This window comes from Streptomyces sp. NPDC022552, assembly GCF_055561875.1.
The window spans coordinates 1-19,572 of record NZ_JBVHGJ010000021.1 but is presented as its reverse complement, the minus strand read 5'-3'; the positions used below and the strand labels follow the sequence as shown (position 1 = coordinate 19,572).

Genomic DNA, 19,572 nt, shown 5'->3' with positions numbered 1-19,572 from the left:
CAGCACCCCGGCGTTCCGGCCCTCAGCCGAAGAACAGCTGCACCACGTAGAAACTCAGCGCCGCGACGATCGCCGCCGCCGGCATCGTGATGAACCACCCCAGGACGATGTTCTTCGCGACACCCCAGCGGACCGCGTTCACCCGCTTCGTCGCGCCCACGCCCATGATCGCGGACGTGATCACATGCGTCGTCGAGATCGGCGCGTGGAACAGGAACGCCGAGCCGAACATGATCGACGCACCCGTCGTCTCCGCCGCGAACCCCTGCGGCGGGTCCAGCTCGATGATCTTCCGGCCGAGCGTCCGCATGATCCGCCAGCCACCCGCGTACGTACCCAGCGAGAGCATCACGGCACAAGCGATCTTGACCCAGACCGGGATGTCGTCGCCCGACTGCTGCACGTCGGCGATGACCAGGGCCATCACCACGATGCCCATCGTCTTCTGGGCGTCCTGCAGGCCATGGCCCAGCGCCATGCCCGCGGCCGACACCGTCTGCGCGATACGGAAACCGCGCTTCGCCTTGTGCGGATTGGCCTTGCGGAACATCCACATGATCGCGCACATGACCAGGTAGCCGGCGATCAGACCGACCACCGGCGAGATGAACATCGGGATGACGACCTTGTCGAGCACGCCACCCCAGATGACCTCCGTACCGCCGGCCAGCGCCGCGCCCACCATGCCGCCGAACAGCGCGTGCGAGGAGGAGGACGGCAGGCCGAAGTACCAGGTGACCAGGTTCCAGATGATCGCGCCGACGAGCGCGGCGAAGAGGATCCCCATCCCCTTGTCGCCGTGCGGCGTCTCGATCAGGCCCTCACTGACGGTCTTGGCGACACCGCTGCCGAGGAACGCGCCGGCGAGGTTCATCACCGCCGCCATCGCCAGGGCCGCCCGCGGGGTCAGCGCCCGGGTCGAGACCGAGGTGGCGATGGCGTTCGCCGAGTCGTGAAACCCATTGGTATACGTAAAACCGAGCGCGACACCGATGGTCACGATCAGCGCGAAGGTGTCCACGAAGCCTCAGGACTCCTTGACCGCGATGGTCTCCACCGTGTTGGCCACGTGCTCGAACGCGTCGGCCGCCTCCTCCAGCACATCCACGATCTGCTTGAGCTTGAGGACCTCGATGGCGTCGTACTTGCCGTTGAAGAGGTGGGCGAGCAGCTTGCGGTGGATCTGGTCGGCCTGGTTCTCGAGCCGGTTGATCTCGATCCAGTACTCGGTGAGGTTGTCCATCGTCCGCAGGTGCGGCATCGCCTCGGCGGTCAGCTCCGCCGCGCGGGCCAGCACCTCGATCTGCTGCTCGACACCCTTGGGGAGTTCCTCGATGTTGTAGAGGACGACCAGGTCGACGGCCTCCTCCATGAAGTCCATGATGTCGTCGAGGGAGGACGCGAGGTTGTAGATGTCCTCGCGGTCGAACGGCGTGATGAACGAGGAGTTGAGCTGGTGGAAGATGGCGTGGGTCGCGTCGTCACCGGCGTGTTCCGCTGCCCGCATCCGCTCCGCGATCTCGGCCCGGGCGGAAGGCTCCGCTCCGAGCAGTTCCATCAGGAGTTTCGAGCCCGTGACGATGTTGTCCGCGGACGCGGCAAACATGTCATAGAAGCTCGTCTCCCTGGGGGTCAGACGAAATCGCACGTGGGGTCCTCGGGGTGCTGGGTTTCGGTCAGGCTGATGCTAGGCGCATCATCCGGCCACGGCTAACCGGCGTCCCTTCAGTGTCGCCCATCAGGCACAGTGATCTGCACGGGCCCCCGCCCGGATCGGCGGGGATCGGTACCATATACCCACGAGGGGTATACACACCCTTTCTGGACAACGGGAGGACGCGATGACGACCACCGAGGCGGCCGAGGTCACCCCCGACATTGCCGCACCCGGCACCGACCACGACCACGGCGTGCACGGCTACCACAAGCAGAAGGACGAGCACCTCAAGCGGCTGCGCCGGATCGAGGGCCAGATCCGCGGTCTGCAGCGGATGGTCGACGAGGACACGTACTGCATCGACATACTCACTCAGGTCTCCGCGTCCACGAAGGCCCTGCAGTCCTTCGCGCTCCAGCTCCTCGAGGAGCACCTGCGGCACTGCGTCGCCGACGCCGCGACCAAGGGCGGCGACGAGATCGACGCGAAGGTCGAGGAGGCCACGAAGGCCATCGCGCGGATGCTGCGCACCTGAGGACCCGGGGCCGCCGACGACGGCCCCGGTCGGTCAGCAACGGTCCGACCGCTCCGTCGCGACCCTCAGCACCTCGTCGATCCGGTCCGCGCTGAGCCGCTCCCCGTCGGCGGCCGACGCCGCGATGATCAGCTCACCGCAGAGTTCGATCTCGGCGAGAGCGACGCAGTCCTGGTCAGTGGGCACTGTCGCGGTACTGGGCGGAGCCACGCGCATTCACCTCTTCCTGCCGGCGTCGGTCTCCCAGCGTAGGGAGCGCGCCACGCACCGCGCATGACTCGTCCGGACCATTTGGGAATGGCCTGCGGGTGGCTTCCCGCCGCCCCTTACACCTTGATCTTTCCGGCGTAGATGTCCTTGCGGTGCGGCAACCGCACGTCGACGGGGGTGCCGAACCCGTAGAGCAGGGTGGTCGACGCGACCGCGACCGTACGCCCCTGGTTGGCGAAGGTGAACTGGTGGCGGACCTTGCGCAGCCGCCCTTCCGCGTCCAGATAGGCGTCGAAGGGGACGGTGTCGTCGGCGAACCCTTTCGCCGCGGCGGCGAGCGCACCGCGCACCTGCGGAGAGGCGGCCCTGGCGGCCACCGCGATGTCCGCGACGCCGCGGTAGTGGCTGACTTTCGACCCTGCCAGATCGACCTCGCCGACGTAGGTCACCTGCTGCGCGCCGCGCAGAAGCTCGGCCGCGGCCGCCGGGTCCGTCGCCCCGCCGGTGATGAGGTTGCCGTCGTCGAGGGCGGTGGTGTCGACACGGACCCACTTGTCGGCCGGGACGCCGGCGCCGCGGTTCTTCATGTAGAGCGCGCCGGGGGCGAGAAGTTCGGTGATGGGCCGGTGCTCGCTGGCTCCGGCGGCGTCGTTGGGCAGAACGACCCGGAGGCTGCCGGTGCGCCGGCGGAAGTCGTAACCGCCCTCGCCCCGGATGGTCACGCGCGTCCCGCCGGCCGCCATCTCCATGCTCGTACTCGCTTTGGAGGTACCGGCCCGAGCCAGCGCCTCGGCCGCGCCCCGTACGGTCTTCGTCGGGTCCCCGCCGGGTTTGGCGTCCACGGAACCGGAGCATCCACCGGCCATCAGGGCCGCGGCGACGGCCCACGCACCTCCCCGACGCCCGTACCGCTGCACCACCATCGCCTGCCAACCCCCAACGCCGTACCGCTGCTTGTCCGGGACCCGCCCGATCCGCATAACGACGGCCTGGACGACCCGTCACGCGCAGTACGGTGGAACCGTGCACGAGCAGTCCCCGCATCACACGACCACGACCGAACGAGGCTCCTTCGCGGTCGCCCGCTGCAGCTGCGGCTGGAGGGGCCCGGCGCGAAGATCCCGGGACAAGGCGCGTACCGACGCGACGTCGCACACGGCGGACGAGCGGAAGCCGGCGTAGCCGGACGCCGGGCCGCACGGGCGGCATGCACGGCGACCCGGCCAGGACGACTTACCCGGCCGGGTCGTGACGAGCGACTGGAACGACGTACGCGTCCCGGGACGGCCTAGGCGGCCAGATCGTTCTCCCCGGAGCCCGGCCCCAGCCGGGGCTCGGGGATGCCGAGGGTCTCGGGCAGCGAGGACCGCTCACCGGCGCGCCGGGAACGGACCAGCCGGGCGCCGTGCTTCGAGCGGGCGATCGCCGAGACCAGAGGGGTCAGCAGGGCGTGGGCGAGGGGCGCGAGCAGCAGCGCCACCGCCGTACCGAGCGCGAACCCGCCGATGACGTCGGACGGGTAGTGGACTCCCATGTAGACCCGGCAGAAGCCCTCGGCGAAGGCGAGACCGATGGCGGCGAAACCGAGCTTGCGGTGGGCGACGAAGATCCCGACGGCGATCGCCATCGCCAGGGTGGCGTGGTCGGACACAAAGGAGAAGTCGGTCTTGCCGTCTACGAGCACCTCGAGGCCCTGGTGGTCCTTGAACGGCCGGGGACGCTCGACGAAGCCCCGGATCGGGACGTTGACGAGCACGGCGACGGCGGCGGCCAGCGGGGCCCAGACGAGCGCGGCGACGGCGGAGACGGAGTCGGTGAGGGTGCCGCGGCGGCGGACGCTCCACCAGCACCAGAGCCCGACGAGGACGAGGGCGAGCATGATCCCGTACTCGCCGACGAAGCCCATGACACGGTCGAGCCAGGGCGGGGCTTCCCGCGCCAGCCCGTTGATGTCGTAGAGCAGGCTGACATCGGGGTTCGAACCGTCCGATGCGAGTCCAGCCATCTGCTGCGGCCCCTTGCCTTGTCACGTGAGTCGACCGTGAGCGGTCGGATCAGGGAACGAACCGCCTGAGGCGTGCGTTCCGCTCTTCCTCGACGATCACCCTGACGTTACCGAAGAGTGACGCGTCGTCGCTGCTCAGGGCCTGTGCTTAACGGAGAGTTCCGGCCATGGCCGCTGCCCGGCCGACGGAATGTCAGGTCTGCGGCAGGTGCGTCGGCAGAGCCGCCGCGCCGTCCTTGGTCACCCGGGTCGCACCAAAATAGTCAGGCGTATCGATCTTGTCGAAACGGATGACCGCACCGGTACGCGGCGCGTCGATCATGTAGCCGCCGCCGACGTAGATGCCGACGTGCCTGATGGCACGGGAGTTCGTCAGGTCGTCGGAGAAGAAGACCAGGTCACCGGGGAGCAGCTCGTCGCGGGAGGGGTGAGGTCCGGCGTTGTACTGGTCGTTGGCGACACGCGGCAGCTCGATCCCGACACTGCGGTACGCGGCCTGGGTCAGCCCGGAGCAGTCGAATCGGCCATTTTGAGCCGCGGTCCCGGTTCCGCCCCAGAGATAGAGCGTCCCGAGCTTCTGCTGCGCGTAGTAGATCGCCGCGGCGGCCTGCCGTGAGGGTTCGACGCGGCCGACGGGCCGGGCGAAGCTCTTCTCCAGCGACCTGATGATGCGTACGTAGTTCTGCGTCTCGCTGATCCGCGGCACGCCGCCGGACTTGATGACCCGGTAGGCGCCCGCGTTGTACGCGGCGAGCATGTTGTTCGTCGCGTCGCCCGGCACGTCCTTCACATAGCCGGCGAGTTCGCAGTCGTACGAGGCGGCGGAGGGGATCGCGTCCTTGGGATCCCACACGTCCCGGTCGCCGTCCCCGTCCCCGTCGATGCCGTGGCCCGCCCAGGTGCCGGGGATGAACTGGGCGATGCCCATGGCGTTGGCGGGCGAGACGACCCTCGGGTTCCAGCCGCTCTCCTGGTAGAGCTGGGCGGCCAGCAGGGCCGGGTTGATGGCGGGGCAGAGGTTCCCCCACTGCTGCACCAGCCCCTGGTACGCGGCGGGCACGGCGCCCTTGGCAAGCCCCACGGTGCCGTTCCTGGCGTTCCCGGCGCCCCCGAAGAGACCTGCGGCGGCGGCGTACGTCCCGACGACGAGCAGCGCGACGAAGCTCAGGCACACGCCGAAGACCCCACCGGCCACCAGCCACGCCCTGCGCGCCTTACGCACCGTCAACCACCCCTGGGGTCTTGGCAGTCCATCGAGCGACAAGTCTAGGTGCGCCACCCGCCCCCGGGGTGGGCGGGCTGTTACCCGTTTCGGACAAAGTCCTGCAACCCCGGCCGGTAACGGAGGCGTCTCTCGTCGCGTCGAACAGCAGGATCCGGCCACACAGGGGGACGATCATGAGCCACGGCACGAACCATCTGACACGGGTGACACGGCTGGCGGTCATCGCCCTGACCGCCACGCTGGCGACGGGCCTGCTGACGGGCTGCGGCCCGGACGACGGCAGCGAGGCAGGCGCACCGGGCGCATCCGGAGCCCCGAGCGCGGCCCCGACCCGAACGACACCGCCGGCCCGGAGCCCGGAGCCGACCCGAACGGCGCCGCCGGCCCGAAGCGCGACGCCGACACCCACCGCGCCCCCCACCCGCACGGCATCCCCCTCCCGCCCCGCGCGAGCCCTGACGTGCGATCAACTCCGCCACGCGCGCGTGCAGACCGCACTCGTGAAGCTGCCCGACTACCCGCGCGCGACGATGCGGCTCACCGACGGCCACTGGGAGGACGAGGACGGCGTCCAGGTCGACCTCCAGCCCCAGTGCGCGATCGGGCACATCGTGGGGGACGGCGCGGCGGACGCCGTGGGCGTCGTGAAGATCACCACGCCGGGAACGGGCCGCTACTACACGCTCGTCGTCTGGCGGAACGACCACGGAACGCCGGCGCCCTTCGCCACCGAGTCCCTCGGCGACCGCACCCCGGTGGTCTCCCTTGCGGTGACCCCGCCCGCCGTGACCGTCGTCCACCGCACGCGCCGCGACGGCGAGCCTCTGGCGGTCACCACGCTGACCCGTACGGCCGTCTACCGCGTGGCGGGGGCCGGTCTCCACGAAGTCAGCCACGTCGACACCCCGTACGCGGGCGGCTGACGGCCACACCTCGGGCCGTGTACGCGGCCTGAGGTGTAACAACGACAGTCATTGCTCGGAGTCACCCTCCGTGATACACAGAGTGACCATACACTTCTTCGCATAGAAACCGGCCACGCCGTCGCAGGTCAAGACGGTCGGATCGGTCAAGTGTGCGGGGATCGGGTAAAGAGAGCCGTCAAGCCGTCACACGCGAGCGGTTTCATCAGCGAAGATAGGGCGATGACCCATGCCATCAGGCAGGGGCGACGAACTACCCAACAGGGGCGGTGAGTTACATGTACCTGGCGGCCGAAGAAGGCGACATCACCACCATCATCGGTGGAATCGCCCCGAACTGGGGGCCTTTCGGGAGCCTGGGCAACGAGGCCAAGGTGATGATCGAGGTCGTGATGGCCGTGGCCATCCTGCTGTGCCTCGGCATCGCCATCTGGGGAGCGGCCAAGCAGCGCATCGGCGCGACCGCACTCCGGGACACGTTCAGCGCCGAGCAGGGCAAGGGCCTGATCGTGGCCGGCCTGACCGGCGTCTTCATCATCGGGTCGCTGGGGACTCTGTTCACGATCGTGTACGGGATGGCCGTCTAACCACCGAGGTCGGTTCCTTTCCTGATGTCCAGTCACCACACGGTTGAGAGGGCGTGCTTGCCATGAGCCTCGGCGACGACAACGACGGCTTCGGCGGCGGCGGCTCGGGCCAGACCCGCACGCGTCTCCCGGAGGGCGGCACCGGCGACCCCTACGACGGCACCCGCCGGCCCCCGGCCCGCAGCTCGCGCTCGCTCATCACGGTGGTGGGCGTGGTGGTCCTCCTGATCGCCGCGATCGCCTTCGCGAACAGAGGCGGCGGCAAGACCGACACGGACAACACCTCGGGCACATCGCCCGCCGCGGGCAACCGGAACCCCACCTCGGCCACGGGAGTCCGCCCGGTCACGGGCAAGAACGGCCAGATCCCGACGGGGTTCGCACGGGACGAGCAGGGCGCGCAGAGCGCGGCGTCGAACTATGCGGTGGCGCTGGGTTCTGACGGGATGTTCAACACCGAGCGCCGGCGCGCCATCGTGAGCGCCATCGCCGATCCTGGCGCGCTCAATCAGCTTCAGGCCGGATTCGACGCGGACTACTCACAGGACTTCCTGACGCAGATCGGGCTCGGCCCGGACGGAAGTGCACCCGCCGGGGCCACGTTCGTCAGCCGCACGGTTCCCGCCGGGGCGAAGGTGACGAGCTACTCCCCCGAGGCGGCGGACGTCGAGGTCTGGTGTGTCGGACTGTTCGGCCTCACGGGCGAGTCGTCCACCAAGCCGGTGACCAACGGCTGGTTCACGGTGACTCTGAAGCTCAAGTGGAGCAATTCGGACTGGAAGGTCCTGTCGACGACTCAGAAGACGGGCCCCACCCCGGTCAACGGGGACAACCCGGTCTCCGGCTCGGAGGAGATCGCCGACGCGGTCAAGGGATTCGGGGGATTCACGTATGCCCGCTAACCAACCGCGCAGCGGCCGTACTGTCCTGTCAATCATGGTGGCTGCCCAGGCTGCGATGCTCGGACTGGCATCCCGGGCAACCGCGGCTCCCACGCCCACCCCGACTCCCAGCTCGACGCCGTCGCCCGGCGCAAGCAGCGACCCGTGCGAGCTCATCGCGGGACCGGCCCGTGAGTACTGCACCAACGGCGAAACCAACGGCGGCAGCCGAACCGCCCCCGACCCCACCGCCGCCCTGGACCCCCTCTCCTCCCTCGCCCGCGGCTGCGCCGACGCCGCCGTCGCCACCATCGACTACCTCTCCGGCGCCGTCAAAGAGACCGCCGACGTCGACTTCACCAACCTCGAGTTCCTCGGCCGCTACGCCATCGTCTTCGCCGCCGCCACCTTCCTCACCCTCCTCCTCTGGCTCCTCGCCGTCGCCAAGCGAGCCATCCGCGGCGTCCCCCTCACCACCGCCATCTCCGAGGCCATCGGCTTCCTCTGGCTGACCGTCCTCGCCTCCGCCTTCACCCCGCTCATCCTCTACACCGTCGTCAACGCCACCGACGCCGTCACCGAAGTCATCGCCTCCGGCACCGGTCAACAGACCGACGTCTTCTTCGGCAGCTTCAAGGAAGCCCTCCAGAAGGGCGACCAGATCGGCGGCGGGCCGATCATGCTGATCATCGTCTCCCTCGTCAGCATCCTCGCCGCCGGCGTCCTCTACCTCGAGCTCTTCCTGCGCGCCGTCATGCTCTACGTCGGCGCCCTCCTCGGCGTCGTCGTCTACTCCGGCCTCGTCGACAAGAACATGTGGGGCCACGTCCGCCGCTGGGCCGGCATCATGATCGCGATCATCCTCGTGAAGCCGGTCATCGTCATCGTCCTCGGCCTCGCCGGAGCGCTCTCCTCCGGCACCGGACCCGATTCCTTCTCAGCCGTCGTCTCCGGCCTCGCGATCATCCTGCTCGCCATCTTCGCCTCCGCGATGATCTACCGCTTCGTCCCCGGCTTCGGCGACGAGATCGTCGCCTCCCGCAACAACCGCGTCCACCGCGCCGGCGAGAACGCCGCCGCCGCCGTCATCTCCTCCCCCGCCTCCCTCGTCTCCCAGGGCATCAAGACCCACAGCACCCGCGACAGCGGCGGCGGCGGAAACCAGAACAGCGGTGGCGCCCCGCGCCCCGCCAACCCGCTCTCCGGCGGCGTCGCCGCCCACAGCAGTCGCGGCAGCTCCGGGGGCGCCGGGGGCGGCGGCGGATCTGTCCCCTCCGCCGCACCCCCGCCGCGTAGCAGCAGCCCCACATCAGGCACCCCGCACAGCAGCCGCAACAACACAGGAAGCACTGGAGGTGGAGGGCGTTGACGACCCAGTCCCAGCCGGTCACGCCCCGCCGCACGTATCTCATCGGCCGTGCCCGGCCGAACGCGATCGTCGGCAAGAACCGCGAAACCGGCGAGATCGCCCTGATCATCGCCGGCGCGTTCCTCGGCATGATGAGCGGACTCCTCGTCCCCGCCCTCACCCTGCGGATCGTGCTGCTCGTCGGCTTCCCCGTCCTGGCGCTCGCCGCCGTGTACGTCCCGTACAAGCACCGGACCTTCTACAAATGGTTCGAGATCAACCGCAGTTACAAGCGGTCCCTCAAGCGCGGCACCGCCTACCGCTCCACCGCCGCCGAGGCCGGCACCCGGATCGACGGCCGCGAGGTCGAGGTCGGCCCGCCGCCCGGCATCGGCCGCATCAACTGGCTCTCCGCGCCCTTCGGCCCCGACGAGATCGCCGTCCTCCTCCACGCCGACCGCCGCACCGTCACCGCCGCCATCGAGATCGAGGGCCCCGGCGTCGGCCTGCGCGACAGCGAGGACCAGGAAGCCCTGGTGGACCGTTTCGGCACCCTCCTCAAGCACGTCGCCAACGGAGACGGCTTCGTCACCCGCCTCCAGATGCTCGCCCGCACCCTCCCCGCCGACCCCGACGCCCACGCCAAGGACGTCGCCCAGCGCGGCGACCCCCAGGCCCCCGGCTGGCTCCAGGACTCGTACGAGCAGCTCCAGTCGATGGTCTCCACCTCCAGCGAGCAGCACCGCGCCTACCTCGTGGCCTGCATGCACTACACCCGCGAGCTCGCCGCCGAGGCCAACGCCATGGCCCGCGCCGCCCGCCACACCTCCGGCGCCCGCAAGCTCGACCGCGACGCCGGCCTCGCCGTCGTCATGGCCCGCGAGCTGACCGACATCTGCGCCCGCCTCGCCGAGGCCGACATCCGCGTACGGCAGCCCCTCGGCCAGTCCCGGGCCGCCTCCCTCGTGCACTCCATGTACGACCCGGACCACCCCATCGACCACATCCAGGCCATGACGAAACGAAACGCTTGGCCCGCCGAACTCGACGCCATGGAGCCCACCTACCTCCAGGCCAAGACCCGCGAGTCCTCCACCCGTGCCCCCTGGTGCCACGCCACGGCCTGGGTGAAGGAATGGCCGATGACCCCCGTCGGCGTCAACTTCCTCGCCCCGCTCCTCGTCCACACCCCGGACGTGATCCGTACGGTCGCCGTGACCATGGACCTCGAACCCACCGAGGTCGCCATCGAGCGCATGCTCACCGAGAAGACCAACGACGAGGCCGAGGCCTCCCGCCAGGCCAAGATGAACCGCACGGTCGACCCGCGCGACATCGCCGCGCACGGCCGGCTCGACCAGCGGGGTGAAGATCTCGCCAGCGGCGCGGCGGGCGTCAACCTCGTCGGGTACATCACTGTGTCGTCGCGCTCGCCCGAAGCCCTGGCCAGGGACAAGCGCACGATCAGGGCCTCCGCCGGCAAGTCGTATCTGAAGCTGGAGTGGTGCGACCGCGAGCACCACCGGGCCTTTGTGAACACCCTGCCGTTCGCGACCGGCATCCGCCGCTAGAGCCGCCAGCCGCCAGCCGCTAAGGGGCCCGCCCACATGCGAGATCCACTCTCCGCCCTCACAGAAGCCTTCACCTCCTTCCTCTTCGGGAAGGTGGAGACGACCCGTCTCCCCGTCCGCACCTCGACCGGCCAGGCCCAGGCCGTCTACCTGCCGACGGCCGCCCCCGGCCTCGGCGACTCCGGCGTGATCATCGGCCGCGAGGTCTACAGCGGCAAGGGCTACATCTACGACCCGTTCCAGCTGTACGGTCAGCAGCTCCCGGCCCCCCACTGGCTCGTCCTCGGCGAGTCCGGCAACGGCAAGTCCGCGCTCGAGAAGACGTACGTCCTGCGCCAGCTGCGCTTCCGCGACCGCCAGGTCGTCGTCCTCGACGCCCAGGGCGAGGACGGCGTCGGCGAATGGAACCTCATCGCGCAGGAGCTGGGGATAACTCCCATCCGCCTCGACCCGATGGTCGCCGTCGACGCCGGCATCCGGCTCAACCCGCTCGACCCGTCGATCACCACGACCGGACAGCTGGCCCTGCTCCGTACGATCATCGAGGTCGCGATGGGCCACGGCCTCGACGAGCGCTCCGGCTTCGCGCTCAAGGTCGCCCACGCGTTCGTCAACGAGCACATCACCGACCGCCAGCCCATCCTGACCGACATCGTCGAACAACTCCGCCACCCGAAGGCGGAGTCGGCGGAGGCGATGAACGTCGACATAGACGATGTACGCGCCTGGGGCCTGGACGTCGCGCTCGTCCTCGACCGACTGGTCGACGGCGACCTGCGCGGCATGTTCGACGGGCCGACCACGGTCGGCATCGACCTCGACGCGCCGCTGATCGTCTTCGACCTGTCCCACATCGACCGCAACTCCATCGCCATGCCGATCCTCATGGCGATCGTCGGCGTGTGGCTGGAGCACACCTGGATCCGCCCCGACCGGAAGAAGCGCATCTTCCTGGTCGAGGAGGCCTGGCACATCATCAACAGCCCGTTCGTGGCGCAGCTGTTCCAGCGGCTGCTCAAGTTCGGCCGCAGGCTCGGCCTGTCCTTCGTCGCCGTCGTGCACCACCTCTCCGACGTCGTCGACGGCGCGGCGGCCCGGGAGGCCGCGGCGATCCTCAAGATGGCCTCCACCCGGACCATTTATGCCCAGAAAGCCGACGAGGCGAGGGCGACGGGACGGGTACTCGGCCTGCCACGGTGGGCGGTCGAGATCATCCCGACGCTCACACCCGGCATCGCGGTCTGGGACGTCAACGGCAATGTGCAGGTGGTCAAACACCTCATCACCGAGAAGGAACGGCCGCTCGTCTACACCGACCGCGCCATGACGGAGTCGTCGGTCGACCCGGCCGTCGACCCGGAGCTGGAGTGGGAGACGGAACAGCGCGCCGCCCTCATGGAGCAGCAGCTGAACGATCCCTCCCGGTCGACGGTGGCGTGAGGATGGCGAAGGGGCCGCAGGAGCGGCAGCAGGGCGGGGTCCCGGACGGGCTGGTACTGGCCCTGGTCGGCGTCCCCGTCGGCCTGACGGTGCTTGCGTGGACGGCGACCGGCCTGGCAGCGCTGCTGGCGAAGGGCGCCTGGCCGGAAGGGGTCACGTTCACCCGGACCCCGATGGCCGTCCGCTCCCTGCTCGGCCGGCCGCAGGACCTGGCGGCCGCGTGGCCCGACACCCCGGCGGGCGAGCTGTCGGGGTACGGCCTGTTCTGGGGCCTGCTCATCGGCGAACTGATGGTGCTGGTGGTCCTCACGGTGTTCGTGGTGGGGACGCTGGCCCGCTGGAGAACGGTACGGGCGGGCCGGCGCGGTGGCACGTACGGGGCGAGGCGTACGGCGGAGGAGGAGGTCGTGGGCGGCGGTGCGCACGCGCCGAGCGTGTACGGGGACCAGCCGCCCGCTCCTCGCAGGCCCCTGGAAGAGGTACCTCCGACCCCGACCCCGGTTCCGTCCCCGGTCCCGGCCCCGGGTCCCTCCTCGGCTCCGTCCCCGGTCCCTGCCCCGGTGGCTTCCCCGGTCCCTGCCCCGGCGCCCGCCCCGCCCTCCTTCGGCATCGTGTACGGCACCCCCGCCGTCCGTCGTCCCACCGCCGTCCAGGCCGTCCTGGACGCCGAGGGCCCCGTCCTCGTCGTCACCTCCGACCCCACCGTCTGGGCCGACACCAAGGACGCCCGCGGCAAGCTCGGCCCCGTCCTCGTCTACGACCCCTGCCACCTCTGCGACACCCCCGCCCGCCTCCACTGGTCCCCGTCCGCCGGCTGCGAGGACCCGGCCACGGCACAGGAACGGGCGGTCGCCCTCCTCGCCCCCGTACGCCCGCCGTCCCGTCTGGACGCCGCGGTGGCCGACACCGCCGAAACGCTCCTGCGCTGCTGGCTGCACGCCGCCGCCCTGGACGACCGCCCCTTCAAGCAGGTCCACCGCTGGGCCCAGGGCACGGGCGCCCACGAACCCGTACGGATCCTCCGCACGCACCCCAAGGCCGCCTCGGGACACGCCGGCCTCCTGGAGTCCGCGCTCACCGCGCACCCGGAACGGCGCGAGATCGCCCAGGAGTTGACGGCCAGGGCGCTCTCCTCGCTCTCCTCGGTCCACATCAGGGAGGCCTGCACCCCGAATCGAACTGATTCGCTGACGCTGGAATCATTCGCCGCCGAAGGGGGCACCCTCTATGTGGTCGGTGAGACGATCGAGGACCCGCGCACCCGCCCCGGCGCGATGCCCCTGCTCACCGCCCTCACCGCAAGCGTGGTCGAGCACGGCCGCCGCATGGCCGCACGGTCAACCGACGGTCGGCTCGACCCACCAATGACCCTGGTCCTCGACGACGTCGCCGCCGTGGCTCCCCTTCCCCTGCTGCCGGAGCTGCTGGCGGGCGGCCAGGACCAGGGCCTGCCTACCCTGGTCCTGCTCCGCTCCCAGGAACAGGCCCGCGCCCGCTGGCCGGAGCCCCTGCCCCAGGCCTGACGGCCGGACCCCCGCGGCCGGCCCAGCCGGGCGGCCGGACTCCCGCCCCGGCGTCAGGCGTCCGTCCGCCTGATCTCGTACTCCACCTCGTGCGCGGAATCGTCGCCCGGCACCGCCACCCGATCCCCCGTCGCCACGAACCCGAACCTCCGGTAGAAGGCCGCGGCCCGCGCGTTGTCCTCGTGCACGTACAGCCGGACCCGCCGCACCGCGGGCTCCGGCAGCGACCAGGACCACTCCACACCGGCCCGGAACAGCGCGTCGATCACACCCGTGCCCCGCGCCTCCGGCCGTACGTACACGCCCACGATGTGCGTCTGGTCGACCTTCGCCGCCTCGCCGAACCGCACCTCGTCCGACGGCCGCTCCACCAGCACCGAGATCGTGCCCACCCAGCTCCCGTCCGGCGCCTCGGCCACGAACTGACGGGCACTCGTCCCGCTCTCGGACGCGCCCTCCGCCCGCTCCTGCCAGAACGAGTCGGGACGGGCGGCGGCGGCCTCGGGGGTGTCCAGGAAGGCGATCTTCGCCACCGGGTCCTGGAGGGCGGCGAGCCGGATCTCCCGGGTCTTCTCCCATTCGTCGGCGCGGATGACACGTATCAAGTAGTCCATGACGGTGATCCTCGCCGCCGCTCACCGCCACGGACAAGCTCTTTCTCCCCGTCGTACCCCGGTACTACGTCACACGCCCCGCTCCCGCCCACGGTCGGACGATCCGCCGCCGCCCGCTCCGTAGCGTCGTGGACATGATCGAAGCTCACGCACTCACCAAGCGGTACGGCGACAGGACCGTCGTCCAGGACCTCAGCTTCACCGTCCGGCCCGGCGCGGTCACCGGCTTCCTCGGCCCCAACGGCGCCGGCAAGTCCACCACCCTGCGGATGCTCCTCGGCCTGGACGCCCCCACCCGCGGCCGCTCCACCATCGGCGGCCGCGCGTACGCCGCGCACCCCGCACCCCTCACCCAGGTCGGCGCGCTCCTCGAAGCCCGCTCGATCCACCCCGGCCGCTCCGCCCACCACCACCTCATGGCCCTCGCCCACACCCACGGCATCCCGCGCTCCCGCGTCGAGCACGTCCTCGGCCTGACCGGCCTCACCGAGGTCGCCCGCCGCCGCGTGAAGGGCTTCTCCCTCGGCATGGGCCAGCGACTCGGCATCGCCGCCGCGCTCCTCGGCGACCCGGAGACGGTCGTCCTCGACGAGCCCGTGAACGGCCTCGACCCCGAGGGCGTGCTGTGGATCCGCAACCTCCTCAAGTCCCTCGCCGCCGAGGGCCGTACGGTCCTGGTCTCCTCCCACCTGATGAGCGAGATGGCCCTGACCGCCGACCACCTCGTCGTCATCGGCAAGGGCCGGCTCCTCGCGGACACCACCGTCGACGCACTCGTACGGGAGTCCGGCGGCGCCTCGGTCAAGGTCGTCACCCCCGACGCGGACCGCCTCGGCGCCCTCCTCCCGCAGGCCCGGATCGTCACCGAGGCGACCGACCCCCTCGGGGCCACCGACACCCTCCGCGTCACCGGCGTCGAAGCCGCGGACATCGGCCGCGCGGCCGCCGCCCACGGCGTACCGCTCTTCGAACTCACCCCCGAGACCGCCTCCCTGGAGCAGGCGTTCATGGACCTCACCCACGACTCGGTCGAATACCAGGGAGCAGCATCATGACCACGACAACAGCGCCGTCCGCCGCGCCCACCACCGACGCCCGCGTCACCGCCGCCGCGACGTACCGCGTCACCCCCGCCCGCGTCCTGCGCTCGGAATGGCACAAGCTGGGGACGGTCCGCTCCACCTGGATCACCGTCCTCACCTCCGTCGCCTTCCTCCTCGGCGTCGGCATCCTCATGGGCGCCACCTACACCTCCGACGGCGGCGACTCCGACGTCGACACCGTCGTCCTCACCCTCTACGGCTCCCAGCTCGGCGCGATCTGCCTCGCCGTCCTCGGCATCCTGGTCACGGCGGGCGAGTACGCGACCGGCCTGATCAGGGCCTCGCTCACCGCCGTACCGCACCGGACACCCGTCCTCTGGGCGAAGGCCACCGTCTACACGGCCACCGTCTTCACCGTCTCCTTCGTGACCGCCCTGGTCACCTTCCTCACCGCCCAGATCTTCCTCTCCGACACCGACCAGGCCGCCTCCCTCACCGACGACGGAGTCCTGGCGGCCATCGCGGGCAACGCCGCCGGCGTCACCCTCCTCGGCCTCGTCGCCCTCGGACTCGGCGCCGCGCTGCGCTCGGTGCCGGGCGGCATCGGGGCCTTCGTCGGCGGGGTCCTGATCCTGCCGGAGGTCCTCGGCATGCTCCCGTACGACGCGGTGGAGACCGCTGTCAGGTACTTCCCCACCCAGGCCGCGGGCGCCCTCGGCTCCGCCGACCCGATGCCCCACGCGGCCTCCCCGGGCGGCGCGTTGCTCGCCCTGTGCCTGTGGGCGGCCGCGGCTCTGATCGTCCCGGCGATGTTGCTGAAGCGCCGAGACGTCTAGCCCCCGACGTACGAGGATGAACGCGTGATCACGGAGAAGCAGTCCGGAACGGAACCCGGAGCGGTACAGGCAGCCGCGGAGGAACCCCTCAGCCGGCACATCCAGAGCCTGACCCGGCGCGTACGGGCCTTCGACACCCGCCGCCCCGGGACCTGGGACGGGCTGCTCACCGCCTTCTGGACGGTCGCGGCCCTGATCGACGCCATGGGCGGCTGGCGGAACGCCGCCCCGAACCCCTCCGTACCCAGCTGGCTGGTCCTCGCCATGAGCCTGGCCTTCGCGCTCCCGCTTCTGTGGCGGCGCCGCCGGCCGATGGCCGTCCTCGCGGTGATGGCCTGCGTCTCCCTCGTCAGCAACGGGACCGGCGCCTTCCTCCAGGCCGGCCTCCTCCAGCTCGTCGTCGTCTTCCACATCGCGCTCCGCCTCCCCCTGCGCACCCTCCCGTGGACGCTCGCCCTGCTCGCCCCGCCCCTGCTCCTGGGGGCGGTCCGCCACCCTCAGGGCAGCTGGGACCAGCAGGTCGTCCCCGCCCTGTGGGCGTACGCGATGGTCGCCCTGCTCGGCATCGCGGTCCGCTCCCGCAAGGACCACACGGCCGCCCTCGTCGACCGGGCCCGCCGCCTAGAGATCGAGCGCGACCAGCAGGCGCAGCTCGCGGCGGCGGCCGAACGCACCCGGATCGCCCGCGAGATGCACGACATCATCGGCCACAATCTCTCCGTCATCACGGGCCTCGCCGACGGCGGCAGGTACGCGGCCGCCAAGAACCCGGAGCGCGCCGCCGAGGCCCTCGACGCCATCGGCACGACGAGCCGCCAGGCACTCGCCGAACTCCGCCGCCTGCTGCGCGGCGAGGCCGTACGCGACCCCCAGCCCACCCTTGACGACCTGGACGCCCTGCTCGCCGGCGTACGGACCGCGGGCCTTCCCGTACGCCTGGAGACCCACGGGGACACCCCGCCCCTGGCGACGGGCGCGCAGCTGGCGGTCTACCGCATCGTCCAGGAGGCCCTGACGAACACCCTCAAACACGCGGGCCCTGGCGCCGAGGCGACGGTACTCCTCGCGTACACCCCGGAGGAGTCGACGGTGGAGATCACGGACACCGGCAGATCGACCGGTACGGGAACCACCGGCACTGGAACCACCGGCACGGGCCAGGGAGTCACGGGTATGCGCGAGCGCGCCTCGCTCTACGACGGCACGCTCGAAGCGGGCCCGCTGCCGGACGGCGGCTGGCGGGTCCGGCTCCGACTCCCCCTGGAGGACTCCCCCTCGTGACGACGGTGCTGATCGCGGACGACCAGGCGATGCAACGCTTCGGCTTCCGCATGCTGCTGGAGAGCCAGGACGACATGACGGTCGTCGGCGAGGCACCGAACGGTACCGAGGCGATCCGCCTGGTCGACCGGTACCGCCCCGACGTCGTCCTGATGGACATCCGGATGCCGGGCCTCGACGGCATCGAGGCCACGCGCCGCATCGTCGCCACGGGCGCCCGCACCCGCGTCCTGATCGTCACCACGTTCGACCTCGACGAGTACGCCTACGAGGGCCTGCGCGCCGGCGCCAGCGGCTTCCTGGTCAAGGACGCCCAGCCGGAGGAGCTCCTCGCCGGCATCCGCGCGGTGGCGAGCGGGGACGCGGTGGTGGCCCCCAGCCTGACGCGCCGCCTCCTGGACGCGTACATCCACCACCTCCCGCTCACCCCGGGCCCACCCCGCGCGGACCCCCGCCTCACGGCCCTCACGGACCGCGAACGCGAGATCCTCACGGTCATCGCCCAGGGCTGGACGAACACGGAGATCGCCGCACGCCTCCACCTGGCGGAGTCGACGGTGAAGACCCATGTGAGCCGCATCCTCGCGAAGACGGGAGCGAGGGACCGCGTCCAGGCGGTCATCCTGGCGTACGACACCCAGCTGGTCGCCCCGGACCGCGGCTAGTCGGTCGGCACGGCCCTGAGCACCTCCGGCGACGCAACGAAGCAGAAAGAGCGGAGGAGGACGTTCCGATTCATGGCATCAACTCGCTTTCGGGAGCGCTGAGTTGATGCGGATACTTATGCGATCATGACAATGATTTCCGGCCACGGGCCGGAGCCTTACTGATTGCAGAGGACCATGAAGTTCAACCCGATCACCCGCGCCCGCCGCGGACTGCTCGTTCTTGCCGCGTCCCTCGGCCTCGTCCTGGGCATCTCGGCCGTGCCGGCCCAGGCCGCGCCGACCGTCCACTACCTGTCCAAGGTCGAGATCCGCCTGAACCACTCCGGCCAGTGCCTCGAGGTGGCGGACTGGAGCACGGCGAACGGCGCGGCCGTCCGCCAGTGGCCCTGCACCGGTGGCGCCAACCAGCAGTGGTACCGCGTCTACCTGTCCAACACGCCCTCCGACGCGTACTACTACAAGAACGCCAACAGCGGCAAGTGCCTGGAAATCGGCGGCTGGGGGCGCAACAACGGTGCGACCGCCAACCAGTGGGACTGTCACTTCGGCCTCAACCAGCTGTTCCTGAGCTCCACCAGACTCGTCACGGACCCCGCCTACGTCTGGAACAAGTGCCTGGAAATCGGCGGCTGGAGCACGCAGCCGGGCGCCCGCGCGGGGCTGTGGGACTGCCACGGCGGCGCCAACCAGAGCGTCAGCATGCGCCTCCTGTAAGCCCCCGGGTGGGCGCCGGGCACCTGCCGGCGCCCACCCGCTCCCGTGACCGTCAGGCCACGGTCTTCTCCGGCTCTGACCGATCACCCGAACACCGCGCCCCGCACGAGGGATTCCTTCGTGCGGGGCGCAGTGCTGTGTCCGTGCGGGGTACGACCGTGGGGAACATGACCGCCTCGACCGCCTGGACGCCCTGTCCGGACGCCCTGTGCGGACACCTTGCAGGCCGGCCGACGCTCGGGCACTGCTCCGGCCGATCCGCCGCCTTGTCCCCGCCCTGGACGAGGCCCACGGGTTCACCGGTCCTGCGGTGACCGCGCTGATCGCCGAGTACCGCAAGCCTGCACGCGAACCCTCCGGTTCACAGCCCGCCCCACATCCGCGGTCGGACCACCGCCTCAGGGCGAAAGTCCATGAACGCAAAAATGCCTCAACCCCCGGACAAGGTCCGGGGGTTGAGGCTAAAAATTGTTCGGCGGCGTCCTACTCTCCCACAGGGTCCCCCCTGCAG

The 19,572-nt window shown here is 70.6% G+C and carries 20 protein-coding genes; 13 read left to right on the top strand and 7 right to left on the bottom strand.

Annotation, left to right across the window (positions count from 1 at the left end):
• Positions 1-22: 22 nt before the first annotated feature.
• Both ACZ3OF_RS34190 and ACZ3OF_RS34185 read right to left on the bottom strand, forming a co-directional pair.
• Positions 23-1,021, bottom strand: coding sequence for an inorganic phosphate transporter (locus tag ACZ3OF_RS34190; protein ID WP_361676333.1), 999 nt, complete (start codon positions 1,019-1,021; stop codon positions 23-25).
• Between the two features lie 6 nt (positions 1,022-1,027).
• On the bottom strand, positions 1,028-1,648 hold the full coding sequence (locus ACZ3OF_RS34185; protein WP_361676330.1) for a DUF47 domain-containing protein: 621 nt from the start codon (positions 1,646-1,648) through the stop codon (positions 1,028-1,030).
• A 193-nt stretch (positions 1,649-1,841) separates the two neighbouring features.
• Between ACZ3OF_RS34185 and ACZ3OF_RS34180 the strand changes: the two genes are divergently transcribed.
• Positions 1,842-2,192, top strand: coding sequence for a metal-sensitive transcriptional regulator (locus ACZ3OF_RS34180; protein ID WP_361599185.1), 351 nt, complete (start codon positions 1,842-1,844; stop codon positions 2,190-2,192).
• Positions 2,193-2,225: 33 nt separating this feature from the next.
• On the opposite strand, the gene ACZ3OF_RS34175 is transcribed toward ACZ3OF_RS34180, so the two are convergent.
• From ACZ3OF_RS34175 to ACZ3OF_RS34160, 4 genes are all read right to left on the bottom strand, one after another.
• Positions 2,226-2,408, bottom strand: coding sequence for a hypothetical protein (locus ACZ3OF_RS34175; RefSeq protein WP_361676327.1), 183 nt, complete (start codon positions 2,406-2,408; stop codon positions 2,226-2,228).
• Between the two features lie 110 nt (positions 2,409-2,518).
• Positions 2,519-3,325, bottom strand: a complete 807-nt coding sequence (locus tag ACZ3OF_RS34170) for an SCO4651 family lipoprotein (RefSeq protein WP_361676760.1) — start codon at positions 3,323-3,325, stop codon at positions 2,519-2,521.
• 365 nt (positions 3,326-3,690) lie between these two features.
• Positions 3,691-4,407, bottom strand: coding sequence for a phosphatase PAP2 family protein (locus ACZ3OF_RS34165; RefSeq protein WP_467308720.1), 717 nt, complete (start codon positions 4,405-4,407; stop codon positions 3,691-3,693).
• A gap of 193 nt (positions 4,408-4,600) precedes the next feature.
• Positions 4,601-5,629: a C40 family peptidase gene (locus ACZ3OF_RS34160; protein ID WP_467308718.1), complete on the bottom strand. Its 1,029-nt coding sequence runs from the start codon at positions 5,627-5,629 to the stop codon at positions 4,601-4,603.
• A gap of 488 nt (positions 5,630-6,117) precedes the next feature.
• On the opposite strand from ACZ3OF_RS34160, the gene ACZ3OF_RS34155 reads away from it, so the two are divergent.
• The 7 genes from ACZ3OF_RS34155 (at position 6,118) to ACZ3OF_RS34125 (ending at position 13,905) form a co-directional block, all read left to right on the top strand.
• Positions 6,118-6,555 carry a hypothetical protein gene (locus tag ACZ3OF_RS34155; protein ID WP_467308717.1) on the top strand — a complete coding sequence of 146 codons (438 nt, stop codon included), beginning with the start codon at positions 6,118-6,120 and terminating at the stop codon, positions 6,553-6,555.
• A 278-nt stretch (positions 6,556-6,833) separates the two neighbouring features.
• Entirely contained in the window at positions 6,834-7,142 is a 309-nt protein-coding gene (locus tag ACZ3OF_RS34150; RefSeq protein ID WP_260230621.1) for a hypothetical protein, read from the top strand.
• A gap of 62 nt (positions 7,143-7,204) precedes the next feature.
• On the top strand, positions 7,205-8,044 hold the full coding sequence (locus tag ACZ3OF_RS34145) for a DUF8175 domain-containg protein (RefSeq protein WP_467308793.1): 840 nt from the start codon (positions 7,205-7,207) through the stop codon (positions 8,042-8,044).
• Between the two features lie 34 nt (positions 8,045-8,078).
• Complete coding sequence (locus tag ACZ3OF_RS34140; RefSeq protein ID WP_467308715.1) at positions 8,079-9,392, top strand: hypothetical protein; 1,314 nt, start codon at positions 8,079-8,081, stop codon at positions 9,390-9,392.
• Positions 9,389-10,942: an SCO6880 family protein gene (locus ACZ3OF_RS34135; protein WP_361676312.1), complete on the top strand. Its 1,554-nt coding sequence runs from the start codon at positions 9,389-9,391 to the stop codon at positions 10,940-10,942. The genes ACZ3OF_RS34140 and ACZ3OF_RS34135 overlap by 4 nt, the downstream gene beginning before the upstream one ends.
• Before the next feature lie 36 nt (positions 10,943-10,978).
• Complete coding sequence (locus tag ACZ3OF_RS34130; RefSeq protein ID WP_361676309.1) at positions 10,979-12,382, top strand: ATP-binding protein; 1,404 nt, start codon at positions 10,979-10,981, stop codon at positions 12,380-12,382.
• Positions 12,383-12,384: 2 nt separating this feature from the next.
• Positions 12,385-13,905: a type VI secretion protein gene (locus tag ACZ3OF_RS34125; protein WP_467308712.1), complete on the top strand. Its 1,521-nt coding sequence runs from the start codon at positions 12,385-12,387 to the stop codon at positions 13,903-13,905.
• Between the two features lie 53 nt (positions 13,906-13,958).
• Here ACZ3OF_RS34125 and ACZ3OF_RS34120 read toward each other — a convergent pair whose 3' ends face one another.
• On the bottom strand, positions 13,959-14,519 hold the full coding sequence (locus ACZ3OF_RS34120) for a GNAT family N-acetyltransferase (protein WP_361676305.1): 561 nt from the start codon (positions 14,517-14,519) through the stop codon (positions 13,959-13,961).
• A 134-nt stretch (positions 14,520-14,653) separates the two neighbouring features.
• Here ACZ3OF_RS34120 and ACZ3OF_RS34115 point away from each other — a divergent pair, with 134 nt between their 5' ends.
• The 5 genes from ACZ3OF_RS34115 to ACZ3OF_RS34095 all read left to right on the top strand — a co-directional run bounded on the left by ACZ3OF_RS34115 (position 14,654) and on the right by ACZ3OF_RS34095 (position 19,061).
• Positions 14,654-15,574 (top strand): ABC transporter ATP-binding protein, encoded by a 921-nt coding sequence (locus tag ACZ3OF_RS34115; protein ID WP_361676302.1) that lies wholly within the window; start codon positions 14,654-14,656, stop codon positions 15,572-15,574.
• The gene (locus tag ACZ3OF_RS34110) at positions 15,571-16,398 is read left to right on the top strand and encodes an ABC transporter permease (protein WP_361676299.1); all 828 of its coding nucleotides are present in this window, start codon (positions 15,571-15,573) and stop codon (positions 16,396-16,398) included. Before ACZ3OF_RS34115 ends, ACZ3OF_RS34110 begins: the two co-directional genes overlap by 4 nt.
• A 27-nt stretch (positions 16,399-16,425) precedes the next feature.
• Positions 16,426-17,679 carry a sensor histidine kinase gene (locus ACZ3OF_RS34105; protein ID WP_467308791.1) on the top strand — a complete coding sequence of 418 codons (1,254 nt, stop codon included), beginning with the start codon at positions 16,426-16,428 and terminating at the stop codon, positions 17,677-17,679.
• A complete protein-coding gene (locus tag ACZ3OF_RS34100; RefSeq protein WP_361676296.1) occupies positions 17,676-18,344 on the top strand; it encodes a response regulator transcription factor in 669 nt (222 codons plus the stop codon). The genes ACZ3OF_RS34105 and ACZ3OF_RS34100 overlap by 4 nt, the downstream gene beginning before the upstream one ends.
• Positions 18,345-18,521: 177 nt before the next feature.
• Positions 18,522-19,061 carry an RICIN domain-containing protein gene (locus ACZ3OF_RS34095; RefSeq protein ID WP_361676293.1) on the top strand — a complete coding sequence of 180 codons (540 nt, stop codon included), beginning with the start codon at positions 18,522-18,524 and terminating at the stop codon, positions 19,059-19,061.
• Positions 19,062-19,572 lie beyond the last annotated feature (511 nt).

Bases quoted from the DNA above. Each gene is read 5' to 3' on its own strand.
- ACZ3OF_RS34175 (WP_361676327.1), bottom strand. From the start codon at position 2,408: ATGCGCGTGGCTCCGCCCAGTACCGCGACAGTGCCCACTGACCAGGAC.
- ACZ3OF_RS34180 (WP_361599185.1), top strand. From the start codon at position 1,842: ATGACGACCACCGAGGCGGCCGAGGTCACCCCCGACATTGCCGCACCC.
- ACZ3OF_RS34115 (WP_361676302.1), top strand. From the start codon at position 14,654: ATGATCGAAGCTCACGCACTCACCAAGCGGTACGGCGACAGGACCGTC.
- ACZ3OF_RS34125 (WP_467308712.1), top strand. From the start codon at position 12,385: ATGGCGAAGGGGCCGCAGGAGCGGCAGCAGGGCGGGGTCCCGGACGGG.
- ACZ3OF_RS34165 (WP_467308720.1), bottom strand. From the start codon at position 4,407: ATGGCTGGACTCGCATCGGACGGTTCGAACCCCGATGTCAGCCTGCTC.
- ACZ3OF_RS34140 (WP_467308715.1), top strand. From the start codon at position 8,079: ATGGTGGCTGCCCAGGCTGCGATGCTCGGACTGGCATCCCGGGCAACC.
- ACZ3OF_RS34095 (WP_361676293.1), top strand. From the start codon at position 18,522: ATGAAGTTCAACCCGATCACCCGCGCCCGCCGCGGACTGCTCGTTCTT.
- ACZ3OF_RS34150 (WP_260230621.1), top strand. From the start codon at position 6,834: ATGTACCTGGCGGCCGAAGAAGGCGACATCACCACCATCATCGGTGGA.
- ACZ3OF_RS34130 (WP_361676309.1), top strand. From the start codon at position 10,979: ATGCGAGATCCACTCTCCGCCCTCACAGAAGCCTTCACCTCCTTCCTC.
- ACZ3OF_RS34170 (WP_361676760.1), bottom strand. From the start codon at position 3,325: ATGGTGGTGCAGCGGTACGGGCGTCGGGGAGGTGCGTGGGCCGTCGCC.
- ACZ3OF_RS34110 (WP_361676299.1), top strand. From the start codon at position 15,571: ATGACCACGACAACAGCGCCGTCCGCCGCGCCCACCACCGACGCCCGC.
- ACZ3OF_RS34120 (WP_361676305.1), bottom strand. From the start codon at position 14,519: ATGGACTACTTGATACGTGTCATCCGCGCCGACGAATGGGAGAAGACC.
- ACZ3OF_RS34145 (WP_467308793.1), top strand. From the start codon at position 7,205: ATGAGCCTCGGCGACGACAACGACGGCTTCGGCGGCGGCGGCTCGGGC.